The 23,085-nt window shown below is 71.0% G+C and carries 17 protein-coding genes and 1 riboswitch; of the genes, 10 read left to right on the forward strand and 7 right to left on the reverse strand.

Annotated features, from left to right (window positions below):
* Positions 1-25 precede the first annotated feature (25 nt).
* From GPA03_RS01285 to GPA03_RS01305, 5 genes are read right to left on the reverse strand one after another with little or no spacing between them, the layout of a single operon-like run.
* Positions 26-1,291: a GAF domain-containing sensor histidine kinase gene (locus tag GPA03_RS01285; protein WP_156250199.1), complete on the reverse strand. Its 1,266-nt coding sequence runs from the start codon at positions 1,289-1,291 to the stop codon at positions 26-28.
* Positions 1,288-2,988, reverse strand: coding sequence for a thiol reductant ABC exporter subunit CydC (cydC, locus tag GPA03_RS01290; protein WP_241681023.1), 1,701 nt, complete (start codon positions 2,986-2,988; stop codon positions 1,288-1,290). The genes GPA03_RS01285 and cydC overlap by 4 nt, the downstream gene beginning before the upstream one ends.
* The gene (gene cydD, locus GPA03_RS01295; RefSeq protein WP_156250200.1) at positions 2,985-4,643 is read right to left on the reverse strand and encodes a thiol reductant ABC exporter subunit CydD; all 1,659 of its coding nucleotides are present in this window, start codon (positions 4,641-4,643) and stop codon (positions 2,985-2,987) included. Before cydD ends, cydC begins: the two co-directional genes overlap by 4 nt.
* On the reverse strand, positions 4,640-5,695 hold the full coding sequence (cydB, locus tag GPA03_RS01300; protein ID WP_206673425.1) for a cytochrome d ubiquinol oxidase subunit II: 1,056 nt from the start codon (positions 5,693-5,695) through the stop codon (positions 4,640-4,642). Before cydB ends, cydD begins: the two co-directional genes overlap by 4 nt.
* Before the next feature lie 12 nt (positions 5,696-5,707).
* Positions 5,708-7,189, reverse strand: a complete 1,482-nt coding sequence (locus GPA03_RS01305) for a cytochrome ubiquinol oxidase subunit I (protein ID WP_156250201.1) — start codon at positions 7,187-7,189, stop codon at positions 5,708-5,710.
* Positions 7,190-7,652: 463 nt separating this feature from the next.
* Between GPA03_RS01305 and GPA03_RS01310 the strand changes: the two genes are divergently transcribed.
* The 3 genes from GPA03_RS01310 to GPA03_RS01320 all read left to right on the forward strand — a co-directional run bounded on the left by GPA03_RS01310 (position 7,653) and on the right by GPA03_RS01320 (position 12,261).
* A complete protein-coding gene (locus GPA03_RS01310) occupies positions 7,653-10,571 on the forward strand; it encodes an Rne/Rng family ribonuclease (RefSeq protein ID WP_479681101.1) in 2,919 nt (972 codons plus the stop codon).
* Positions 10,572-10,907: 336 nt separating this feature from the next.
* Positions 10,908-11,426 carry a hypothetical protein gene (locus GPA03_RS01315; protein ID WP_156250202.1) on the forward strand — a complete coding sequence of 173 codons (519 nt, stop codon included), beginning with the start codon at positions 10,908-10,910 and terminating at the stop codon, positions 11,424-11,426.
* A gap of 457 nt (positions 11,427-11,883) precedes the next feature.
* Entirely contained in the window at positions 11,884-12,261 is a 378-nt protein-coding gene (locus tag GPA03_RS01320; protein ID WP_156250203.1) for a hypothetical protein, read from the forward strand.
* A gap of 3 nt (positions 12,262-12,264) precedes the next feature.
* On the opposite strand, the gene GPA03_RS01325 is transcribed toward GPA03_RS01320, so the two are convergent.
* The gene (locus GPA03_RS01325; protein ID WP_156250204.1) at positions 12,265-14,295 is read right to left on the reverse strand and encodes a hypothetical protein; all 2,031 of its coding nucleotides are present in this window, start codon (positions 14,293-14,295) and stop codon (positions 12,265-12,267) included.
* Positions 14,296-14,373: 78 nt separating this feature from the next.
* On the reverse strand, positions 14,374-15,102 hold the full coding sequence (locus GPA03_RS01330; protein WP_156250205.1) for a Type 1 glutamine amidotransferase-like domain-containing protein: 729 nt from the start codon (positions 15,100-15,102) through the stop codon (positions 14,374-14,376).
* 121 nt (positions 15,103-15,223) lie between these two features.
* On the opposite strand from GPA03_RS01330, the gene GPA03_RS01335 reads away from it, so the two are divergent.
* The 7 genes from GPA03_RS01335 (at position 15,224) to GPA03_RS01365 (ending at position 22,729) form a co-directional block, all read left to right on the forward strand.
* A complete protein-coding gene (locus GPA03_RS01335) occupies positions 15,224-16,648 on the forward strand; it encodes an MDR family MFS transporter (protein WP_241681025.1) in 1,425 nt (474 codons plus the stop codon).
* 222 nt (positions 16,649-16,870) lie between these two features.
* The gene (gene rplU, locus GPA03_RS01340; protein WP_206673466.1) at positions 16,871-17,179 is read left to right on the forward strand and encodes a 50S ribosomal protein L21; all 309 of its coding nucleotides are present in this window, start codon (positions 16,871-16,873) and stop codon (positions 17,177-17,179) included.
* A gap of 32 nt (positions 17,180-17,211) precedes the next feature.
* Positions 17,212-17,478 (forward strand): 50S ribosomal protein L27, encoded by a 267-nt coding sequence (gene rpmA, locus GPA03_RS01345; protein WP_156250208.1) that lies wholly within the window; start codon positions 17,212-17,214, stop codon positions 17,476-17,478.
* A gap of 105 nt (positions 17,479-17,583) precedes the next feature.
* Entirely contained in the window at positions 17,584-19,107 is a 1,524-nt protein-coding gene (gene obgE / locus GPA03_RS01350; protein WP_156250209.1) for a GTPase ObgE, read from the forward strand.
* On the forward strand, positions 19,104-20,255 hold the full coding sequence (gene proB / locus GPA03_RS01355; RefSeq protein ID WP_170296866.1) for a glutamate 5-kinase: 1,152 nt from the start codon (positions 19,104-19,106) through the stop codon (positions 20,253-20,255). Before obgE ends, proB begins: the two co-directional genes overlap by 4 nt.
* Before the next feature lie 120 nt (positions 20,256-20,375).
* Complete coding sequence (locus tag GPA03_RS01360; RefSeq protein ID WP_156250210.1) at positions 20,376-20,921, forward strand: hypothetical protein; 546 nt, start codon at positions 20,376-20,378, stop codon at positions 20,919-20,921.
* Entirely contained in the window at positions 20,918-22,729 is a 1,812-nt protein-coding gene (locus GPA03_RS01365; RefSeq protein WP_156250211.1) for a hypothetical protein, read from the forward strand. The genes GPA03_RS01360 and GPA03_RS01365 overlap by 4 nt, the downstream gene beginning before the upstream one ends.
* Before the next feature lie 87 nt (positions 22,730-22,816).
* A riboswitch (SAM riboswitch) is annotated at positions 22,817-22,932 on the forward strand.
* Positions 22,933-23,085 lie beyond the last annotated feature (153 nt).

Consider the following 23,085-nt stretch of genomic DNA (forward strand, 5'->3'; position numbering starts at 1 on the left):
GCGAACGCGACGATCTGCGACGAGCTCAGCGATCGAGAGGCGCTGGCGGCACCGCGGTCTTGGTGAGAGGGACCTGCCAGGTCATGACCGTGCCGGAGGTGGGGCCGGGGGCGGCCGAGAAGGTGCCACCCCAGCGCTCGGCGCGGCGGCCGAGGTTCGCCAGGCCCGACGATCGGGTGCGGTCGGCAGGGATGCCGACGCCGTCGTCGGCCACCGTCACCACGAGCTGAGGGCCGACCTCGAGCGTCACCTTGACGTGCTCGGCGCGTGCGTGCCGGGAGGTGTTGGACAGGCCCTCGCGGATGACGGCGACCGCGTCGTCGACGAGGTCGGTGTCGGCGCTCTCGGTCCAGGTCTCGACGTCGATCTGTGAGGGCAGCAGGTCCAGCTCGGGCTGGAAGCCGAGACCGGAGCGGGCCAGGTCGAGCTCGCGCTCGACGCGTTCCATCGGGAGCGAGGGCACGGCGTCGCGCTGCAGCGCGTGGACGATCTCGCGGATCTGCGCGACCGCCTCGTCGAGGCCCTTGAGCGCCTCGCTGAGCTGCCCGCCCACCTCGGGGGGCAGATCGTCGCGTGCTCGGGCGATCGAGAGCCCGGTCGCGAAGAGGTGCTGGATGGCGAGGTCGTGCAGGTCACGCGCGATCCGGGCGCGCTCGTCGAGGAGCGCAGCGCGGTCCTGGGCGTCCCTCGCCTCGGCGAGCTCGAGCGCCAGCGCCGCCTGCCGGGCGAACGCCTCCGCGATCTGGAGCTCGTCGTAGCTGAACTCCTCGCCGCCCCTGGCACGCATGAGGATGATGACGCCGGTGCTGCGCGCGCCCGCGACGAGCGGGGCGTACAGCGCGGGCCCGTACCTGCCGAACTCGGGAACGCGCAGCGTGCTCGACCGGTCGAACGACGTCACCACCAGGCCGGCCCGCGACTCGATGACCCGCCGCGCGCGACCGCCCTCGGGCATCACGATCCCGACCAGGTCCTCGGTGCCCTCGCCCGCGGCGAACTCGATGACCCAGTCGTCGCCCACACCGGGCAGGACCAGGCACGCGGCGTCGGCCTCGGCGATCACCTGCAGGCGGTGCGCGATCAGCCCGAGCGCATCCTCGACCTCGGCGCCCTCGAGCATCGCGGTCGTGACCTCCTGGCCGACCGTCAGCCACTGCGAACGAGTCTGCGCGTTGCGTAGCGGGCGCGCGGTGTCCGCGAGGTCGATCGCTGCCGCGAGGTGCCGGATCGCGCCGGCTGCGCGTGAGGACAGCCGTCGCCCCGCCGCGGCCACATCGCCGAACATGTTCATCGCACGAACCCTCCCGACAGATCGATCACGCGGTCGGCCGCCGCGATCGCGGGCGAGGCTCGATGCGTCACCACGAGCACGCCACGGCCAGCCTCCCGTAGCGCGACGATATCGGCCAGCAGCGCTTCGGCGGTGTCGGGGTCGAGGTGCTCGTCGGGCTCGTCGAGCAGCAGCAGCGGTGCCCTGGTCAGCAGCGCCCGGGCGAGCAGCAGACGGCGGCGCTCTCCTCCTGAGATCAGCGCGCCGTCCTCGCCCACCGGGGTGTCGAGCCCGCTCGGCAGTCCCGAGAGGAAGTCGCGCAGCCCCGCCTGCTCGAGCGCCTCACGTGCCTCGTCCAGCGCGACGTCGCCACGCGCCACCCGGAGGTTCTCCAGCAGCGTGGTGTCGAAGACGTGCGCGTCCTCACCGGTCATCGTCGCCACCGTGGCGGCCGCGCCATCCGCGAGCTCGGTGGCCGGGACGCCTCCGATACGTACCTCGCCCAAGACCGGCGGCAGCAGCCCGGCGAGCGTGAGCAGCAGGGTGGTCTTCCCCGATCCGTTGGGCCCGACGAGCACGACGGCGGAGCCCGGCTCGAGCGTGAGGCTCACCTTCTGGAGCAGCGGAGCCCGGCCCGGCCAGCCGACCGTCACGCCCTCCGCCACCAGGGTCGAGTCGTCATCGTGCGGGCGGCGATCGCCCTGGACAGGCCGGTCGGCCCGCGCCACGAGGTCGGTGATGCGCCGGGCAGCATCGGCGGCGCGGACCGCATGCACCGCGGCCGGCGCGAGCGCGGTGACGCCTTCGAAGGCGGCAAGCGGTGTCAGCACGACGACCGCTAGCTCGACCGGCGTGAGCGCGCCCGCCGCGACCTCGGCGGCGCCGACGATCAGGGCGACCAGCACCGCGATCCCCATCGCGCCGACGGTGACCGCCTGGGCGAGCGCGGCCGGGCGCGCCGCCCGGTCTCGCGCTGCTCGGAGGTCGTGCTCGGCCGTGGCCAGCCCGCCGAGCACACCCTCGAGACGACCGTTGACGGCGAGCTCAGCCGCCCCGTCCAGCACCGACAGGCTCGCGGCCGAGACCTCTCCACGCGCGGTCGCGCCGTCGATCTCGGCCCGCCTGACCGCACGGGCCGAGAGCGCCGGGGCGGCGAGCCCGGACACCACCAGGCACAGCGCCAGCGCCAGTCCGATCGTGGGGGAGAGGGCACCGACGATCGCGACCGCTCCCGCCGACACGACCACCGCGACCAGCGCCGGCACGAGCGCCCGCACCACGAGGTCGCCCACGTCGTCGACATCGGCACCCCAGCGGCGGAGCACCTCGCCGCGCCGCAGCGTGGCCACCGCGTCGAGCCTGCCGGCGGCCAGCGTGGCGTACAGCCGCTCCCGCAGGGTCGCGGATCCACGCAGCGCGACGTCGTGCGACGAGAGCCTGTCGAGGTAGCGGAACAACCCACGGCCGATGCCGAGCGCGCGCACGGCCACCACCGCCACCGTCAGGTCGAGCACCGACGGCATCTGGCTGGCGCGCGCGATCAGCCAGGCCGAGACCGCGCCCAGCCCGACCGCGGAGCCGAGGGCGAGGCTGCCCCAGGCCACCGCCACCGCGATCCGGTTGCGGGAGACGCCGAGCAGGGGCCACACGCGTCGCAGCGCCGTGATGTCGTCGCGGAGCGTGCCGCTGGACTCGGCAGCCGGGGCTGTGGTGGTCACGTGGTCACCTCCTCGAGTACACCCGCGGTCACGAGCTCGTCGGCGATCTCGACCAGCTCGTTCGCGTGAGTGAGCACGAGCACACCCGTGCCCTGCTCGGCGGCGTGACGAACGACCTGCGCCACCTGGCCCGCGCTCGCGGAGTCGAGGTGCGCCGTCGGCTCGTCGAGCACGAGGAACGAGACCGGTGCCAGCAGGGCTCGGGTGAGGGCGAGACGCTGCCGCTGCCCGGCGGAGAGACCGCGCGCGCGGCCACCGATCGGCGTGCCCCACGCCTGCGGCATCCCAGCGACCACTTCGGAGAACCCGGCAAGTCTCGCCGCTCGCTCGAGCTGGTGGTCGGGGATGTCGACGGCGCCCACCACCTCTCGCACGGTGCCCGGCTCGAGCACGGGGTGCTGCGGCACCCAGGCGACCTGCCGCCGCCACTGGTCGAGGTCGACGTCGGCGAGGTCGTGCCAACGGTCGTCGGCGCGCAGCCGGACCGATCCCTCGTCGGGAGCCACGAGGCCCAGCAGGGCGAGCGCCGCTGTGGTCTTGCCTCCGCCGCTGGGTCCCTGCAGCACGGTGATGCGGCCTCGGCGCACGGTCGCGCTCAGGTCCCGCGGCGCGGGGCGGGTCCGGCCGGGAGGGGTCACGGTCACGTGGTCCCAGCGGGCCTCGTCGACCGGGCCGATCGGGCCGGTGCCGGCCGTCGGTGTCGGCTCATCGAGGATCTCGAGACACCGCTCCACCGCGGCCACCCCATCGGCCGAGGCGTGGAAGTGGGTGCCGACCGCGCGCAGCGGTGCGAGCACCTCGGGCGCGAGGATCAGCACGGCGAGCCCTGTCACGAGCGCGACCTCGCCCTCGACCAGCCGCAGCCCCACCCCGACGGCCACCATCGCGACCGACAGCGTCGCGAGCAGCTCGAGCGCGGCGCCGGACAGGAACGCGACCCGCAGCGTGCCCATGGTGCCGCGGCGCTCGGCGTCGGCGAGCTCACGGACCCGGCCGACCGTCCCGCGAGCACGCCCGAGCGAGCGCAGCGTGGCCAGCCCGGCGACCAGGTCGAGCACGCGGGCGTTGAGGCGCTGCTGCGCCGCCAGCCGCTTCTCGGTGGTCCGCTGCGTGGCGACCCCGATCAGCCACATGAACACCGGGATCAGCGGGATCGTGATCGCGATCGTGGCGGCGGCCAGGAGGTCCTGGGTGGCCATCACCACGAGGATCGCGGGCGTGAGGATCGCGGTCTGCAGCAGCTGCGGCAGGTAGCGCACGAGATAGGGCTCGAGGTCGTCGAGCCCGCGGGTGACCAGTGTCGTGAGCTCCGCACGGTGCACCCCGAGCCAGCGCGGCCCCAACGCGACCGCGTGCCGCAGCGTGAGCTCGCGCAGCTCGGCGATCACCCGGGTGGCGCCGCGGTGCGCGCGCCACTCGGTCGCCGTCGTCAGCGCCACCCTGGCCAGCACGGACAGGGTGAAACCCGCGACTGCGGGCACCACCTCGGCCCAGGTCGCGCTGCCGAACACCAGCCCACCCAGCACCTGGGCGAGCAGCAGCGCGCCCACGACCACGGCCGCCGTCTGGCCCACGACCAGCAGCGCCGTCACGACCACCGCGGAACGTGCGCTGCTGACCGTGCGCAGCAGCACCGGGTCGAGGGGCTTGCTCATCTGTCGGAGGCGCTCGGCTGCTCGGCTCGCAGCGGCAGCCCGATCGCGGCGGGGATCCGCTCCGCGGTGAGCCGCTTGCGGAACACCCAGTAGGTCCAGCCCTGGTAGGCGAGCACGAGCGGCGTGAGGAACCCGGCGACCCAGGTCATGATCGTCAGCGTCTTCGGCGTCGCGGCGGCGTTGACGATCGTCAGCGAGTTCGCGGGGTCGTTGATGGCCGGCATCACGTTCGGGTAGAGCGAGCCGAAGATCAGCACCACCGCGGCCAGCACCGCCAGCGCCGATGCCAGGAACGCCCAGCCCTCACGCCCCGCCTGGATGGCCCGCCACGCGCCGACCACGCCGAGCGCTGCCAGTCCGACCGCCGCCCACGTCCACGCCTTGTCCGAGTACGCCAGCTGGGTCCAGACGACGAAGGTCGCCCCGACGGCGGCGCTCACGATGGCCAGTCGGGTTGCCAGCGCGCGCGCCCGGTGCCGGAACTCGCCGTCGGTCTTGAGCGAGAGAAAGATCGCGCCGTGCGTGAGGAACAGCAGCGCCGTGGTCGCGCCGCCGAGCAGCGCGTACGGGCTGAGCAGGTCGACGAACGAGGAGGTCATCTGGTGGTCGGCGTCGATCTCCACACCGCGCACGAGGTTCGCGAACGCGACGCCCCACAGCACCGCCGGCACCCACGATCCGAACGTGATGCCCCAGTCCCAGCGGTTGCGCCACGTGTCGTCGTCGATCTTGCCGCGGTACTCGAAAGCGACCGCGCGGATGATCAAGGCGACCAGGATCAGCAGCAGAGGCAGGTAGAACCCGGAGAACATGGTGGCGTACCACTCGGGGAACGCCGCGAACGTGGCGCCGCCGGCCACCAGCAGCCAGACCTCGTTGCCGTCCCACACGGGTCCGATCGTGTTGATCACGAGCCGGCGCTCGGTGTCGTTCTTGGACAACGGGCGCAGCAGCATGCCGACGCCGAAGTCGAAACCCTCCAGCACGAGGTACCCGGTCCACAGGACCGCGATCAGCACGAACCAGACGATGACAAGGATGTGAGGTTCCACGTCTCAGGCCTCTCAGTACGCGAAGGAGAGCGGGCGGTCGGACTCGGCGTTCTCGTCGTCCACCTCCGGCGGCGGTTCCACCTCGGGCGCGCCGTGGCTCGCGTAGCGGGTCATCAGCTTCACCCAGACCACCGCGAGCACCCCGTAGAGCAGCGTGAAGACGGTGAGGGAGGTGATCACCTCGGCGATCCCCACCGAGGAGGAGACGCCGTCGGAGGTCAGCATCCTCACCATGTCCACGCCGGTCGGGTTCGGGACCACGACCCAGGGCTGCCGACCGGTCTCGGTGAAGATCCAGCCGAAGGAGGCGGCGAGGAACGGCATCGGGATCGCGATCAGGCACAGCTTCGCGAACCAGCGGTTGTCGGTGACCGACCCCTTCTTGCGCAGCAGCCACAGCGCGGCGACCGCGAGCAGCGCCGAACCGGCTGCGAACCCGATCATGAGCCGGAACGACCAGTAGGTGAGGGCGAGGTTGGGGGAGTAGTTGACCGGTTCGCCCTGCTCGTCGACCTCGCCGTAGCGCTCCTCCATCTGCTGCTGCAGCTCGGGGACGCCTGCCACCTGGCCGGCGAAGTCGCCGGTCGCCAGATAGCTGGTCAGCCCGGGCACCTCGATGAGGTGGATGACGCCCTCGCACGAGTTCGACAGGTCCCCGACCGTGAGGATGGAGAAGCCGGCGCCGGTCTGGGTCTCGCACAACCCCTCGGCGGCGGCCATCTTCATCGGCTGCTGCTCGAACATCAGCTTCGCCTGCCAGTCGCCTGAGACCGCGACACCCGCGCCGCTGACGGCGATCGTCACGAGCCCGAGCAGCGCGGCCGGGCGGTAGACCGCGCGGGCGAGGTCGATCCTGCCGGCCCTCACCTCGCGGACCATCAGCCAGCCCGCCACGCCCGTGACGAACGTGCCGCCCACGAGCAGCGCCGTCGCCACGGTGTGCGTGAACGCCGCCCAGAGGGTGTTGTTGAGCAGCACGGCGCCGAAGTCGTCGAGCTCGGCGCGGCCGGTCTCGGGGTTGAAGATCGCTCCCACGGGGTGCTGCATCCAGGAGTTGGCGGCGAGGATGAAGAACGCCGAGACGTTGGTCGCGATCGCGACCAGCCAGATGCACGCGAGGTGGATCTTGCGGGGCAGCCGGTCCCAGCCGAAGATCCACAGCCCGAGGAACGTCGACTCGATGAAGAACGCCGCCAGCCCCTCGATCGCCAGCGGCGCACCGAAGATGTCGCCCACGAACCGGGAGTACTCGCTCCAGTTCATCCCGAACTGGAACTCCTGCACGATGCCGGTCGCCACGCCGATCGCGAAGTTGACGAGCAGCAGCTTGCCGAAGAACTTCGTGAGTCGCAGCCAGTGCGCCTTGCCGGTGACCAACCACGCCGTCTGCATGATCGCGACCAAGGGCGAGAGCCCGATCGTGAGCGGGACGAAGATGAAGTGGTAGACGGTGACGATGGCGAACTGCCATCGCGCGGCGTCAACAGCTTCCACGGGCGGGCTCCCTCAGGTCGGTGACTCGCTCGCCAGCGTAGGAACGCTCTGTCACCAAGAGTCGGGACCTTGGACCCATGGACGGTCCCGACGGCGGCCCCTCCTGTCGATGCCGTCTCGCCGTGGACGCGCCGGGGTAGAAGCGGCCCCTGAGACCTGCTTGTGACATACTGCTCATGGCTGACCAGCGAGTTCCGTACCCGTTGATCAGCTCGATGACACCAGCACGGTCGTTGGGGTTCACGAGTTCCGGCGCCGCCACTCCAGGCAGGCGCGGAGCCCGGGGCCACACCTGTGCACGGGCCCACATGGCACGACGGTGACACCGGTGGATCCTCAGCGCGAAACTCGCGAGGGACCCGCACCCTTCAGACTTGCGACAGACCCGGATCCGCCTGTGCGGACCGCCCGAGAGAACCGAGCAACCCCCGGTGGTACGGCAGGGGTCGCCCGGCGGAGCCACGTGAGCGACTACGACGCTACCCAGGACCAGCAGAGCAACGAAGCAGCTGCCGAGCAGGACAAGCCCACCCGCGGTCGCCGTTCGCGGCGCGCCACGCGGCCGGCGATGACCCCGGATCGGCCCACGCTCGACGTGCTCGCCGAGCTCGGGCTGGCGCCCGCCGAGCCCGAGCCCGAGGCCGCGCAGGAGGAGCCCGCGCAGGCCCCCGAGCCGGCCGACGAGGGTGCACCCGAGCAGGTCCCGGCCGAGGAGACCGCCGAGGTCGCCGACGCCGAGGAGGCCGCCGAGCCGGCTGCGGACGACGAGAGTGTCGAGGCACTGGACGAGGCGCCGGAGTCCCAGGACGAGGAGGAGGCCTCGCCGCGCCTGCCTGCCACGGCGCTGCTGTTCCAGGCTCCTGACCTGACCCCGCGCCGCCGCCGCCGTGCGTCGGCACCCGCGGGTGCGCCGCAGCTGCCCGCTGACGAGGAGCCGACGTCGCAGCGTCAGAGCGGTCCGCAGGACGAGCCCGAGCGCACCTCCGAGAAGGCAGCCGGCACCGAGAGCTCCGACGAGCCCGAGAAGAGCACTGAGGACTCCGAGGACAAGCCGGAGGGCGACGACTCCTCGGCACCACGTCGCCGTCGTCGCCGGGGCGGTCGGGGCCGACGCAAGGCGAAGGGCGACGACTCCTCCTCGGACGACGACTCCGCGAACGACGAACCGACGGACGACGGCGAGAGCGCCGACGAGGCGAACCGGTCCGAGAAGTCGGACGAGCCCAAGGGCGAGAGCCGGGGCAGGCGGCGCCGGGGCAAGAAGGCCGACGACGCCGAGACCGCCGCTGACAGCACCGAACCCAAGGCCGACGACGCCGACAGCGAGACCGAGAACGACGAGTCCGGCGAGGGTGACGAGGGTGGCGAGAGCAACCGCTCCCGGCGCCGCCGTCGCCGTCGGTCGCGCTCGACCCGCGACGAGGGCGCCCGCGCCCGCGACGAGGTGACCGCGCTCAAGGGCTCGACCCGGCTCGAGGCGAAGCGCCAGCGCCGCCGCGAGGGGCGCGACTCGAACCGTCGCCGCTCGATCATCACCGAGGCGGAGTTCCTCGCCCGGCGTGAGTCCGTGGACCGTGCGATGGTGGTGCGTTCCAGCAACGGCCGGACCCAGATCGCGGTGCTCGAGGACGATGTCCTGGTCGAGCACTTCGTGGCCCGCAAGACGCAGACCTCGATGGTGGGCAACGTCTACCTCGGTCGCGTGCAGAACGTCCTGCCAGGCATGGAGGCAGCGTTCGTCGACCTCGGTCGTGGTCGCAACGCCGTGCTGTACGCCGGTGAGGTCAACTGGGACGCCGCCGGACTCGAGGGCCAGCCGCGCCGGATCGAGCAGGCGCTCTCCTCGGGCGACTCGGTGCTGGTGCAGGTCACCAAGGACCCGATCGGTCACAAGGGGGCGCGGCTCACCTCGCAGATCACCCTCGCGGGCCGCTACCTGGTGCTCGTGCCCTCGGGCTCGATGACCGGCATCTCGCGCAAGCTGCCCGACACCGAGCGCAACCGCCTCAAGAAGCTTCTCAAGGAGATCGTCCCCGAGGGGCAGGGCGTCATCGTGCGCACCGCGGCCGAAGGAGCCTCCGAGGAGGAGCTGCGTCGCGACGTCGAGCGTCTGACCAAGAACTGGGACGACATCCAGAAGAAGGTCAACCGGACCTCCACGAGCGCCCCGACGCTGCTCAAGGGCGAGCCCGAGCTCGCGACGCGCGTGGTCCGGGACGTCTTCAACGAGGACTTCGCCTCGTTGACCGTGCAGGGCGACGACGCGTGGAAGACCATCTCGGAGTACGTCGAGTCGGTCGCGCCGGACCTGACCGAGCGGTTGCACCACTGGACCGACGAGCAGGACGTGTTCGCCGCCCACCGCATCGACGAGCAGCTCGCCAAGGGGCTCGACCGCAAGGTCTGGCTGCCCTCGGGCGGCTCGCTGGTGATCGACCGTACCGAGGCCATGACGGTCGTCGACGTCAACACCGGCAAGTTCACGGGATCGGGCGGCACCCTCGAGGAGACCGTCACCAAGAACAACCTGGAGGCGGCCGAGGAGATCGTTCGCCAGCTCAGGCTGCGCGACATCGGCGGCATCATCGTCATCGACTTCATCGACATGGTGCTGGAGTCCAACCGTGACCTGGTGCTCCGTCGCCTGGTCGAGTGCCTGGGCCGCGACCGCACCCGTCACCAGGTCGCCGAGGTCACCTCGCTCGGCCTGGTCCAGATGACCCGCAAGCGCGTGGGCCAGGGCCTGTTCGAGGCGTTCAGCACGAGCTGCGAGCACTGCCACGGCCGCGGGGTCGTCTTCCACGACGAGCCGGTCGAGTCCGGTGCTGGCGTCCCCGAGGAGTCCGAGGACACCCCGCGCTCGGGCCGTGGTGGCCGCCGCGGTCGCCGGAGCAACAGCAACGGGCAGTCCCAGCAGGCACAGCCGCAGGCCGTGCCGGAGCCCACGGACGACCCGGTGCAGCGGGCGCAGGTCCGCGCCACGCTGGCCGCGATCGCAGCGGCGGCGGCGCACGCGCACGACGAGCAGCACCTCGACACCGAGCCGCACCCGTCGCCGCTGACAGCCGAGGACTCGCTCGAGTCGGTCGTCGAGCTCGAGGCGCAGGAGACGGTCGTCGCTGTGGCTGTTGCCGAGCCGGAGGTCGCGGTGGCGGAGACTGCCGCAACGCCCGAGGAGACTGCGGTGACGCCCGTGGAGCCCGTCGAGAGCCCCGCGGAGACTCCTGAGCCGGCCGCGGAGACGCCGGAAGAGCCTGCGACAGCCGAGCCTGAGCAGAGCGATACTGCTGACCAGAGCGAGCCTGCTGAGCAGAGCGAGCCCGAGGTGACCCAGCACGCTGAGGCGAGCGACGACGTCGGGCAGGACGCGCCCGCCTCCTGAGGCAGAGGGATCACCTCGGACGCGAGGCCCTACCGGTCACGGTGGGGCCTCGCGTTGTGCTGTGGCCGGTCAGGCGGAGCTGCTCGGCGTGCCCCGGTCCCCCCGCACGCCCCACGGTGAGGGCACCTCGACCACGACCGCGCCGCAGTTCTGAGAACGTGGTCGCGCAATCTGCTACGGTCAGCGGCACTCGATGGTGAGTTGCGCCGATGGGGAGGCTGAGATGGTCCGGAGGTTGCGGGCCGCTTTCGCGATGGCCTTTGCGGTCGTGCTCGTAGCGTCGGCAGGATCGGCTGCGACCGGCGCTGACGATGCAAGCGACCCTTGCTAGTGGAAGTGCTTGATCTGTTCCCTGACGACGTCGTGGACTGTGCATGGACGCCCAGCGGCGGGGAAGTGCTCTCGACCCCTGAAGGTCTCGCGGCGATTACCGAATACGTCGGTAGCCAAAGTGAGTCGGCGCGGGTGAGTGTGTCCCGGCCGGGAGTGCTCCCGTATCGCGACCGTCAGGCGCTGGAGAGAGCGGTACTGGACATCTACGAGGATGCGCCGTTTGAGGCGATGGGAGCCCGCTATGACCCAGTCGCCCATGCGGTGACCGTAACGGTGTGGACCGATGCTCCGGCAGAGGTCGCGGCTTTTCACCACGATCACGCAACGACCGTTGGCGGTGTGTGGGCGGATGTCGAGATTCGTATTGAATACGAGCCTGCTGCTCAGGCGCCTGTGACCGATTCGAACACCCGCGGTGGGTACGGATACAGTACGTGCACTGGCGGATTCATAGCGACACGTGGCACCGCATACGGCATCACCACTTCGGCTCACGGGATCCACGTACGTTGCATCCAGTAGTCGCGATGTTCGCTTCACCGCTCTGAGCGGTGGTACCCCGCAGAACCGATTCAGGTACGACTTCGGGGTGACGAGGCCCATCACGGGAACCGGCGTAGTCAGTGTCGGACAGTCGCTCTGTCTTCGGCCAGACCTCCGGCTACGGATCCACCTCAGTCGAGAGCTACGAAGGGTCCGTGGCCTTTACGAGCGGTGACACCTGGTGCTACCTCTACTACACGCAAACAAAGGTCACTACAGGCGGAGATTCGGGTGGTCCTTGGTTTCTGGGCTATACCGGGTATGGCTTCACCACAGGATCCAACTCGGGCGGATCGTTCATCACTACAGTGGCTTCCGTCTTGGCGATCTCAGGAGGGGTCAGTATCAAGACCAGCTGAGGTGGAGTCGCCAAACTTGAAGGGTTGGGTTGGAGAAGGTGCGAGGCATGAGTCGCCATGTGCGCTACTTCGCAGCGGTGACGACGATGCTCGTGCTCTCGGCCTGCGGGCAGGTGGCCGGCGAGCCGCCTAGCACAACGTCAGAAGAACCGAGTGCATCGCTCACGGACGTCCCTGAGGAGACGACCACGATCGAGGAGGTGCCGACGCAACCGGAGGAGCAGTGGGGCGAGCAAGAGCTGGCGGTGATCACGGCGATTGACTTCGACCCGGCTCCGAAGGCGGTCCACTTCGAGCCCGCGCGGAACGCCTTCATCATCACCATCTACACGGTGGGTGAGACGTTCAGTGACGAGCGGCTGGGCGCGATTCAGACTGCCGCCGAAGAAGTTGCGGAGGGCAAGGCGGTCATCATCGAGCTGACCGACGAAGACCCGCCAGTACTGAACAACTGACCATTAACCCGAGCGCGTGCCGGGGGTGCCCTGGTACCAGGCGGTCCAGAGCCACCGCAGGAACACCGGCACGAGCGCGATCGCTGCGATACCGAGCGTGTAGATCGATGCGGTCGTCGAGCCCGGCAAGGTGATGACGAACGCGGCCAGGGCGTGGATCGCGGCGATCACCATGCCGCGCGTACGCGGACCGTGCGAGCGCGTCTGGGAGAAGGTCGAGTCCTCGACCATGACGTCCTCGCGGATCGTCGGCGGGGCGGCGTGCTGCTCGCCGAGCTGCAGGTCAGCCGCCTGGGCGAAGCCGGCGAGCCCGGACAGGTCGTCGCCGGGAGCCCAGGAGTCGGCGGGCAGCACGAGTCGCCAGCGACCGAGGCGATCCACGAGCGCGTACCCCCACGCCTGTCCCTGGTGGAGCAGGCGATCGATACCGACCACCCCGAGGTCGGTGTCACTGCTGGCGGCCACCCACGCCTCGTGACGGCTGCCGGTGCGCACGCCGATGTTGGCGCCGTCGTACATGAGCTTGGCGTGCAGCTGGAAGGCGCGGGTGGTGTGCGCGGACGCCCCGGGTCGATAGGTGGCCACCATCCGCCGCATGTCGCGGTCGGCGACCCAGCGCACCACCCAGGTGATCCATGGCTCCAGGACCGTCGCCACCGCGAGGATGACGAGCAGCCGCACCCACCACTCGCGCTCGAGCAGGTACGCCGTGAACAGCGAGCCCACCCACAGGGTCGTGGGGTAGAAGGCGCGCAGCATCTCGGTCACCCTCGAGGAGGGCCCGAGGTCGACCTGGCGCGCCTTGTGCCTGCGCTGGCGCCGGATCAGGGCGCGCGCGGGGTTCGCTGCCGGACCGCGGTAGGGCATCAGGTGCGGCCCGGGGCGGACGACGTCGGCGGACAGCGGCGGCGCCTGGGCGCCCGGCGCGGGCAACGCCTGCTGCGCGCGCCTGCTGGCGTGAGGCACGCTCGAGAGGGCCTCGGGGTTGATGTGCGGTGGGTGCTGCACGCCGCGTCGGATCGGCACCCGCAGGGTGGCTGCGCCCGCGGCGATCCCCGAGGCCTCGAGGGCCCAGACCAGGCGGTCGTAGGCGCGGATCCGCTCGGTGGGCTGCACGAGGGCGGCCTGCGCCACGGTCAGCTCGGGCTGCGCCAGCCAGTCGGCGACCGCGATCGCGCCCAGGCTGTGGCCGTCGGCGCTGCAGAAGTGCACCACGCCGAGCTCGTCGTACAGCGGCACGGGTGCGTAGCGCTCGGCGGGGTCGTAGGGGATCACGGTGGCGGTCGGGGATGGCGGGACCACGTGGAGCAGGTACGCGATCGGGGTGTCGGAGCCGATGACGCGACGGCCGCTGCCGGTCGTGAGCTCGACCCGGTCGGTGAGGAACATCGCTCGGGCGTAGCGCGCCCACGTGGTCATCGGCGCCGGGCGCGGGGACGCACGCAGCTCGATGCGACCCGACTTCGCCGGCAGCGCCGGCATCCCGGGCCGCTCGAAGTCCCACATCGCGGCCGTGAACACGGCGGCGAGATGGTCGACCGCGGCGGCCGCGTGCGCCACGGCACCCGCCTGCACGATCCGCTGCGCACCCCAGGTCTGCGCGCCCATGCGCAGGTGGTCGGTCGTCTCCGTCAGGTATCGACCGGCGCCGTTGAGGGCCGCGGCGAACCCGTACACCGGCTCCGCCTGCGGATCGGGGTCCACCGGCTCGCGTCCGACAGGGGCGCCGCTGACGACGATCGGCTCGCCCCAGCCGAGCGAGCCGAGCGTCTGAGGGTTGAGCGCGCCAGGACCCTGCGCGGCCACGCCGGCCGGCAGCGACGGCCGGGCCGCGGCCAGCGTCTCGTAGATGTGGCGGAACCGCTTCCGCAGGGTCTGCTGGTCCTCGGGAAGGAAGTCGAGCAGCTCGCTCACCGACTGCAGGGCAGAGCCGATGATCTGGTGCGTGTGCTCGAACGGGTCGCCACCGCGTGCGAGGAGCAGCTGGGTGGTCGTCCGCGGTGTGGCGGCGGGGAGCGCGGGCGGTCGTGGCATATCGCGCTCAGGCTAGGGCACCGGGTCGCTCATCCCGGTGAGCCGCCCAGGGCAGAGGTCACCACCCGAGAACCGATCTCAGAGCCGCCGCGCCTCCCAGCGCTCCTCGATCGCGGTACCGCTGGCGCTGCGCGTCACCCGGTACCCAGCCACCCCGTCGCGCTCAGCGACCACATCCACGAGGTTCGTGCGCTCGTAGACCAGGCCCACGCCGTCGTCGGTGCAGTGGGTCTCGCCCAGCGTGCCCTCGGCCACGAGCCGGTGCACGAGCGGCCGCCGGCGCGCCTCGCTGTCGTAGTGCACGCCGTTGGCGAAGGGGAGCAGCCCGAGGCCGTTGGTGACCGCGCGCAGCTCAGGGCCGAACGAGTCGGTGGTGCCGCCGGTGAACCAGCAGATCGAGCCAGCGCTGACGCCTGCGAGCACCACGCCGGCCTCCCAGGCCTGCCGCATCGCCTGGTCGACGCCGTGCAGCCGCCACAGCGCCAGCAGGTTGGCGACCGACCCGCCGTCGACCCAGACCGCGTCGACGCCCAGCAGCGTGGCCGCGACGTCCTCGTGGTTGGGCATCGTGAACAGCGTCACAGGCGTGAGGTCGAACCCGGCCACGCGCGCTGCCTCGTGCATCGCCGCGACCCGACCCTGCTGGTCGCCGTTCGCCGTGCCGAGGTAGGCGAGCCGCGGGCGTCTCCCGCTGACACCCGACCGCTCGACGGCGTGGTGGACCAGGGCGTCGAGCTCGAGCATGGTGCGCGCGCCCCGGCGGTACCCGCCGGAGGTGGCCACGATCGTTGGTGAGTCAGCTGCCATCTGACCATCCCACCACGCGCCTCGGCCCAGCCGCGGGTCCCACGTCGGCGGCACCGACCATGGAATGAGATCATCGGTCCGGAGGTTGGGACGGGGCGTGGTGACGACGAGGGATACCGGCGTGGGGCTGCGCTCTGCGCGCGGCCCGATCCTGCTGGCGACGATGCTGTCGACGTCGTTGGTGGCGATCGACGCGACGATCCTCGCGACCGCGATCCCCTCGATCGTCGCCGATCTGGGCGGGTTCACCCAGGCGCCCTGGCTCTTCAGCGTGTACCTGCTCGCGCAGGCTGCCACGGTCCCGGTCTACGGCAAGCTCGCCGACCTGGTGGGACGCAAACCGATCATGGTGCTCGGGGTCGTGCTGTTCCTGGTGGGCTCGGTGCTGTGCGCGGTCGCCCCCTCGATGCTGGTGCTCATCCTCGCGCGCGGTGTGCAGGGCCTCGGCGCCGGTGCCGTGCAGCCGATGGCGCAGACGATCGTCGCCGATGTCTACGACATCGCCGAGCGCGCCAAGGTGCAGGGGTACATGGCGAGCGTGTGGGCGATCTCCTCGGTCGTGGGGCCGACTCTCGGCGGCGTGTTCACCACGTACCTCGACTGGCGGTGGATCTTCTGGGTGAACCTGCCGCTCGGGGCGATCGCGCTCTGGTTGCTGCGCCGGTTCAAGGAGACCCACGAGCGAACCTCGCGGCGGATCGACGTCGTCGGGTCGGTGCTGCTCACGGTCGGCAGCGCCGCGCTGATCCTGTGCCTGCTCGAAGGTGGTGTCAGCTGGGAGTGGTTGTCCACACCGGGTATCGCGCTCGCGGCGGGCGGGTTGGTGCTGCTGGCGGCGTTCGCCATCGCGCAACGCTACGTCGCCGACCCGGTGCTTCCCAGCTGGCTGTTCAAGCACCGGCTGCTCAACAGCACCAACGCAGCCAGCCTGCTCGTGGGCGCGCTGCTCATCGGGCTGACCGCCTATGTACCGATCTTCGCCCAGACCGTGCTGGGGGAGGACCCGCTGATCGCGGGTTTCGCGCTGGCCGCGCTCACGATGGGCTGGCCGATCGCAGCCTCGCAGTCCGGGCGCCTCTACCTGAGGCTGGGATTCCGCACGACGGGCCTGATCGGCTCGAGCATCGCGCTGGTCGGCACGGTGTTCCTCAACCTGGCGGGGCACGGCACCTCGGTGCTCGCGGTCGCCGGCGCGTGCTTCTCGATCGGCCTGGGCATGGGCCTGGTGGCCACACCGATCCTGATCGCCGCCCAGGCCTGGGCCGCGCCGGGCGTCCGCGGCGTGGTCACCGGAGGCAACATGTTCGCCCGCTCGCTCGGCAGCGCGTTCGGCGTGGCGATCTACGGAGCGGTCGTCAACGCGAACGTCGCGGGGCAGGGCCAGCTCGAGGACCTGCCTGCCTCGCTGCTCGGCCCCACGTTCCAGCAGGTCTTCCTCGGGGTGGCGCTGGCGGCCCTGCTCCTGCTGCTGGCCGTCGTCGTCATGCCGGCCGGGGCCAAGAACCCGCACCTGGCCGCCACGCCACCCTCGCAGGATCAGACGTGACGATCGTCTCGCGGCACACGAGCGGCCCGGGTTTGCCGGACCGCCACCCGCTCGCGTACAGTGGTCCTTCGGTGCGCTTCGCCGTGCCCGCGTGTGCGCCCGGAGGACAGATCCGGGCTGGGGAATCCCCTCACGACTCGCTCCGAGTCACCGTGAGACGCCAAGGGCATGCGCGGCAGGTGCACGCAGATCCAACGTCCGATGCGAGAGATGAGCAAAACCGTGGTGTACGCGATCGTCAAGGCCGGCGGCCGGCAGGAGAAGGTGTCCGTCGGCGACATCGTCGTCATGGACCGGATCGCCGGTGAGACCGGCTCCGAGATCGAGATGACTCCGGTCCTGCTCGTCGACGGCGAGAAGGTGACCTCGGCTGCGTCCGACCTCGCCAAGGTGAAGGTGACGGCGGAGATCGTGCGCGAGGAGCGCGGCCCGAAGATCACCATCCTCAAGTTCAAGAACAAGACCGGGTATCGCAGGCGCCAGGGCCACCGTCAGGACCTGACCCGCGTGAAGATCACCGGCATCAAGTAACCGTCGACCTCACAGGCTTAAGGACTGAAGACATGGCACACAAGAAGGGCGCCAGCTCCTCCCGCAACGGTCGCGACTCGAACGCGCAGCGCCTCGGCGTCAAGCGCTTCGGCGGCCAGGTCGTCAAGGCCGGCGAGATCCTCGTCCGCCAGCGCGGCACGCACTTCCACCCCGGCGAGAACGTCGGCCGTGGCGGCGACGACACCCTGTTCGCTCTCGAGGGCGGCTCCGTGCAGTTCGGCACCCGTCGGGGCCGCAAGGTCATCGACATCGTGCCGGCGCAGCTCGAGACCGTCTGAGCCGAGCGAGAACAGCTTCACGTCATTGCGCGGGGCGGGACGGCATCGGCCGTCCCGCCCTTTCGCATTCCCAGCTCCACCCTGACTGCAACCTGAGAGGCGACCATGGCCAGCTTCGTCGACCGTGTGGTGCTCCATGCGCGCGGGGGCGACGGCGGTCACGGCTGCGCGTCGATCCATCGCGAGAAGTTCAAGCCGCTGGGCGGCCCCGATGGCGCGAACGGTGGCAACGGCGGCGACGTCATCCTCGAGGTCCGCGACGACGTCACCACTCTCCTCGACATCTCGCACGCGCCGCACCGACGCGGCGGCAACGGTGCACAGGGCGCCGGTGACATGCGCGCCGGGAAGAACGCCGAGGACCTTGTGGTCGGGGTCCCCGACGGTACGGTCGTCAAGACCCCCGACGGCGAGGTGCTCGCCGACCTCGTGGGCACCGGGTCGCGGTTCGTGGTGGCTCGCGGCGGTCATGGCGGCCTCGGGAACGCTGCCTTGGCCTCGCCCAAGCGCAAGGCTCCCGGGTTCGCGCTGCTGGGTGAACCCGGCGAGGAGGCCGACGTCGTCCTCGAGCTCAAGAGCGTCGCCGACGTCGCCCTCATCGGGTACCCCTCGGCGGGCAAGTCCTCGCTCGTGGCCGCGATGTCGGCTGCGCGCCCGAAGATCGCCGACTACCCGTTCACCACCCTGGTGCCGAACCTGGGCGTCGTGCAGGCGGGCGACGAGCGATTCACCGTCGCCGATGTGCCGGGCTTGATCCCGGGCGCGAGCGAGGGTCGCGGCCTGGGCCTGGAGTTCTTGCGTCACATCGAGCGGTGCGCGGTGCTCGTGCACGTGCTCGACTGCGCCACCCTCGAGCCTGGCCGCGACCCGGTCAGCGACCTCGATGTCATCGAGGCCGAGCTGGAGGCGTACTCCCAGGATCTCGGCATCGTGGGCGGCCGCGTGCCGCTCGCCGAGCGCCCCCGCTTGATCGCGCTCAACAAGATCGACGTGCCCGAGGCGCGCGAGCTCGCCGAGCTCGTCCGGCCCGATCTCGAGGCCCGGGGCTACCGCCCCGAGCAGATCTTCGAGATCTCGACGGCGTCCCACGAGGGACTCCGTCCGCTCAGCTTCGCGCTGGCGAACCTCGTGCTCGAGGTCCGCGCCGCCGAGCCCGCCGCCGAGCCGGCAGTGCCGGTGCTGCGACCGCGGGCGGTCGACCGTCGCCGGTCCGGCAAGGAGTTCCAGGTCAACCGGCGCGAGAGCGACCACGTGTACTACCTCGTCACGGGTGAGAAGCCCGAGCGCTGGGTGCGTCAGACGGACTTCGCCAACGACGAGGCCGTGGGCTACCTCGCCGACCGGCTCGCAAACCTCGGGGTCGAGGACGCGCTGCTCGCTTCCGGTGCGGTGGCAGGCGATGAGGTCGTCATCGGTGACGGACCCCGGGGCGTGGTGTTCGACTGGGAGCCCACGATGATGACCGGGCCCGAGCTCCTCGGTGCCCGCGGGCAGGACCTGCGCCTCGAGGACCGGCAGCGGCCCACGCGCGCGGAGAAGCGTGAGCAGTTCCACGACCGGATGGACGCCAAGGCGGCTGCGCGCGAGCAGGTGTGGACCGAGACGCCCTCCATCGAGGACGATCTGTGAGCCAGAGCGCTGCCGCGCGTGTGCTGGACCGGGCGGCGCTGGCGGATGTCACGCTCGCCAGGCGGGTGGTCGTCAAGATCGGCTCCTCGTCGCTGACCGACGCCGAGGGGCACCTGGACGTCGCGCGGCTCACCGCCGTCGTCAACACCCTCGCAGCCCGGCGTGCGGCCGGGGGTGAGGTCGTCCTGGTGTCCTCCGGTGCGATCGCCGCGGCGCTGCCGGTGCTCAAGCTGGCGAGGCGCCCGAAGGATCTCGCGACCCAGCAGGCCGCTGCGAGCGTGGGGCAGGGGTTGCTCGTCGCGCACTACACGCGGGCCTTCGCCGCGCACGGGCTCCGGGTCGGGCAGGTGCTGCTGACCGCTGAGGACGTGATCCGGCGCGGGCACTACCGCAACGCCCACCGCTCCCTCACCCGGCTGCTGGAGCTCGGCGTCGTCCCGATCATCAACGAGAACGACGCCGTCGCCACCCGCGAGATCCGCTTCGGTGACAACGACCGGCTCGCTGCGCTCGTCAGCCACCTCGTGCATGCCGACGCCATGGTGCTGCTGACCGACGTCGACGCGCTCTACACCGCACCCCCCACGCGGCCCGGGTCGCAGCGGATCGCCGTGGTCGACGACATCGAGGCGCTGGCCGACCTGGAGATCACCGCGAGCGGCTCCCACGTGGGCACCGGTGGCATGGTCACCAAGGTCGACGCCGCCGCGATCGCCTCCGGTGCCGGCGTCCCGGTCGTGCTCACGCACGCCGACACCCTCGGCACCGCGCTCGCCGGCGAGGATGTGGGCACCTGGTTCTCGCCGGCCGGCAAGCGGGTCACCTCGCGACGCCTGTGGCTGGCGCACGCTGCCGACACGCAGGGGCGGGTCGTCGTCGACGCCGGCGCGGTCCGCGCGATCACCCACGGCAAGAAGTCGCTGCTCGCCGCCGGTGCGATCGCCGTCGAGGGCACGTTCGAGGCCGGGGACCCGATCGAGATCGCCGGTCCCGACGGCACCGTCGTCGCCCGTGGCCTGGTCTCCTACTCCTCCGACGAGCTGCCGGCGCACCTGGGCCGATCCTCGGCCGAGCTGCGCGAGACCCTCGGCGAGGGCCATGACCGCGAGGTCGTCCACCGCGACGACATGGTGATCACCCGCCGCTGACCCGCCCCGCCGCCGACCTGCCCGTCGCCGAGTTCGTCGCAGAACGCCGAGTTCGGTGGGTGCTCCCAGCGAACTCGACGTCCTGGAACGAACTCGGCGCGCTCGGCAGCCGGGCACGGCATGACCACCTCCCCTACGCTGCCGCAGAGACGAGGTCGGGACAGGGAGGGCACGTCGATGATCGTGGGCGTCACCGGGCACCGCTTCTACGATGCGCCCACCGCCGCGTGGCTGCGTTCCCGCGTGCGCGAGATCTTGGCGAGCTGGGCCGATGACGGCGACGTCCGCCTGGTGAGCTCGCTCGCCGAGGGGGCGGACCAGCTCGTGGCGCGGGTCGCCGTCGACCTCGGGCTCCCGCTCGAGGTCGTCATCCCGGCGACGGGCTACCGGGACAGCCTCCAGGAGGCATTCCGGTTCGGGCTAGACGAGCTGCTCGCGGCCGCCGAGAGCGTGAGGACGCTCGATCACGACGCACCGGGCGAGGCGGCCTACCTCGAGGCCGGGCTCGAGGTGGTGAGCAGGAGTGACAGGCTGATCGCCGTCTGGGATGGTGAGCCCGCACGGGGGACCGGAGGGACCGCAGAGATCGTCGAGGCTGCCCGCGACAGGGGAGTGGCCGTCGTCGTGCTCTGGCCCGACGGCTACGAAAGGAGCCATCAAGGATGAGGGGACTGCTGACCCGCGCCGTCACGGTGGCAGCGTTCGCACTCGCGACGCTGACGATCGGTGCCCTGCCGGCGAGCGCCGACGCGGGGGAGCCGCCCGTCGACCCGGGTGACGACTGGACGTTGGCGTCCTCGCGGGAGGACCCCAGCACCTCGGCGGAGGAGTGCTCGACGGCGTCAGAGTGGGTCTGGAGCTCCGCAGAGGCTGAGCTGACCCTGCTGCACGTGCCCTGCACCGACAGCGCCGCGTCCTCGGGCATCTACGAGTGGCTCGCGCCGGCCGGTGACCCTGTGGGCGGCGCCTCCGAGGAGGGCGAGGCGGTGCACTGGGGACAGGACAGCGTGACGCGCGCCTGGATCACCGACGGTGGCGGGGACGATCGGGGGCTGGCGGTGCTCACCGTCGGCTGCGCCGGTCGGACGCACGAGCAGTGCACCGCGGACACGCACGAGCTGATGCTCATGGCGATGGGCGCGCTGCCCGGCGGCATCCCGGGTGTCGACACGCCTGGCTTCAACCCGGAGGCGATCGTGCTGGGGCTGATCGTCCCGGTCGTCCTCATCGCGCTCGTCGTCGCGCCGTTCCGCCTGGTCACGATGCTCGCGCGGGCGCGGTACACGAGCAGCTCGACCTCGCCCCGCTATCACGACGTGGCACGGATCGTCACGAAAGCGCGGTGGCTGCGCCTCATCCGGCGGCTGGCGTGGTCGGCCATCGGCTTCGTTCTCGTCGTCGGTGGATTGGGTGCGGCTGCAGGCGACCTCTCGATCCTGTGGGGGACGCTGCTGATCTGTGCGATCCCGGTGATCGTGCTGATCATCGGTCAGCGAACCTTCCTCAAGCCGAGCCCGGTCGAGCGTGGCCGCGCGAACGTCTCGGGACAGGGTGTCGAGGCCGGGGTGGGTGCGACGCTCTCGGTGCTGTCGTACGCGCTGGTGCTGCTCGTCCTGGTGGTCTACGTGCTGCTCACCCTCTACGGGGGCATGTCGGCGGGCTGGCCCTCGCTGACGTCAGAGGATGTCCGGCGGATGGATCTCCCGCTGCTGGCGAACCTGCGCTCCCTGGTGACGTCCCTGGGCAGCGACGCGATCGTCACCGCGACCCTGCTCGTGATCCCCGCGCTGATCTTGGTGGCGATGGTCGACGGCCTCGGTCAGCGGCTCCGCACGGCATCCCTGGACGAAGCGCTCTCGCAGGACACCCGACCGCACTACCTGTACCTGCGCAGCTTCGACGAGGACAAGCTCGCGGTCGTCGGGCAGCTGCGCAGGCGCAGCCTGATCGCGGCGCTCTCGCTGCGGCGGAAGGTCCGCTTCGAGGAGGTGATGGTGCGCCAGCTCTCGGCCACCGGCCCGGTGATCGCGATCGCGCCGCCCGGCTCGAACATGCCCCCGATCGGCGCGGCGCGCGCGAGCTTCAGCAACGACGAGTGGCAGCAGCACGTGCACCGGTACGCCGAGACCGCGCGAGCGGTGGTGCTCTCGGCGACCCCGGGCGAGATCCGGCAGGGATACGGCTGGGAGCTCGACCTCATCGCCAACCGGATCAGCCACCAGCGGGTGCTGGTGGTCCTCGGTCCGTGGTCGCTGAGCTCGTTGCGACGGCGGTGGACCCAGTTCTGCATGGCGGTCTCGGCTGTGCCGTTCTTCGCACCGATCACCATGCCCTGGGTGCCCGACGGCATCCACGTGCTGGCGCACTCCACGCAGCGTGGCTGGCAGGGCTGGGGGGCCACCCGGCGGTCGGACTGGACCTACTCGGTGGCGATCGACCAGGCCACCCGGGAGTATCTGCCCGACTGGAGCTAGCGGGATTCGTCGACGCTGAGACGGTACGTCTCGACATGTGAACCGGGTAATTGACATCTCACTCAGTTGCGACCTACCTTCTACTCAGGTCTTGAGTGTCAGTGACAAGCCCCGGCTAGCTGACCGGCAACCCTCCAGATGCGGTGGGGTGCCCTGGGTGACGACCTGGTTCCGCGCCACAAGGTGCGGAGCAAGCGCACAGGTCCCGTTCTCGGGAGTAGAGAGAAGGAATCACGGACATGGCACAGGCCAAGGTTCTCCGTTTCGGTCGCACGACGCGTTCGAACATGGGTGCCTGCATGTGCATGTGTCCGTGCACGAAGGCCTGACCTCCACGGTCGGACCAGCACCCAGCA

Origin of the sequence: Pseudactinotalea terrae, assembly GCF_009733845.1 — a bacterium.
Taxonomy (GTDB): Bacteria; Actinomycetota; Actinomycetes; order Actinomycetales; family Beutenbergiaceae; genus Pseudactinotalea; species Pseudactinotalea terrae.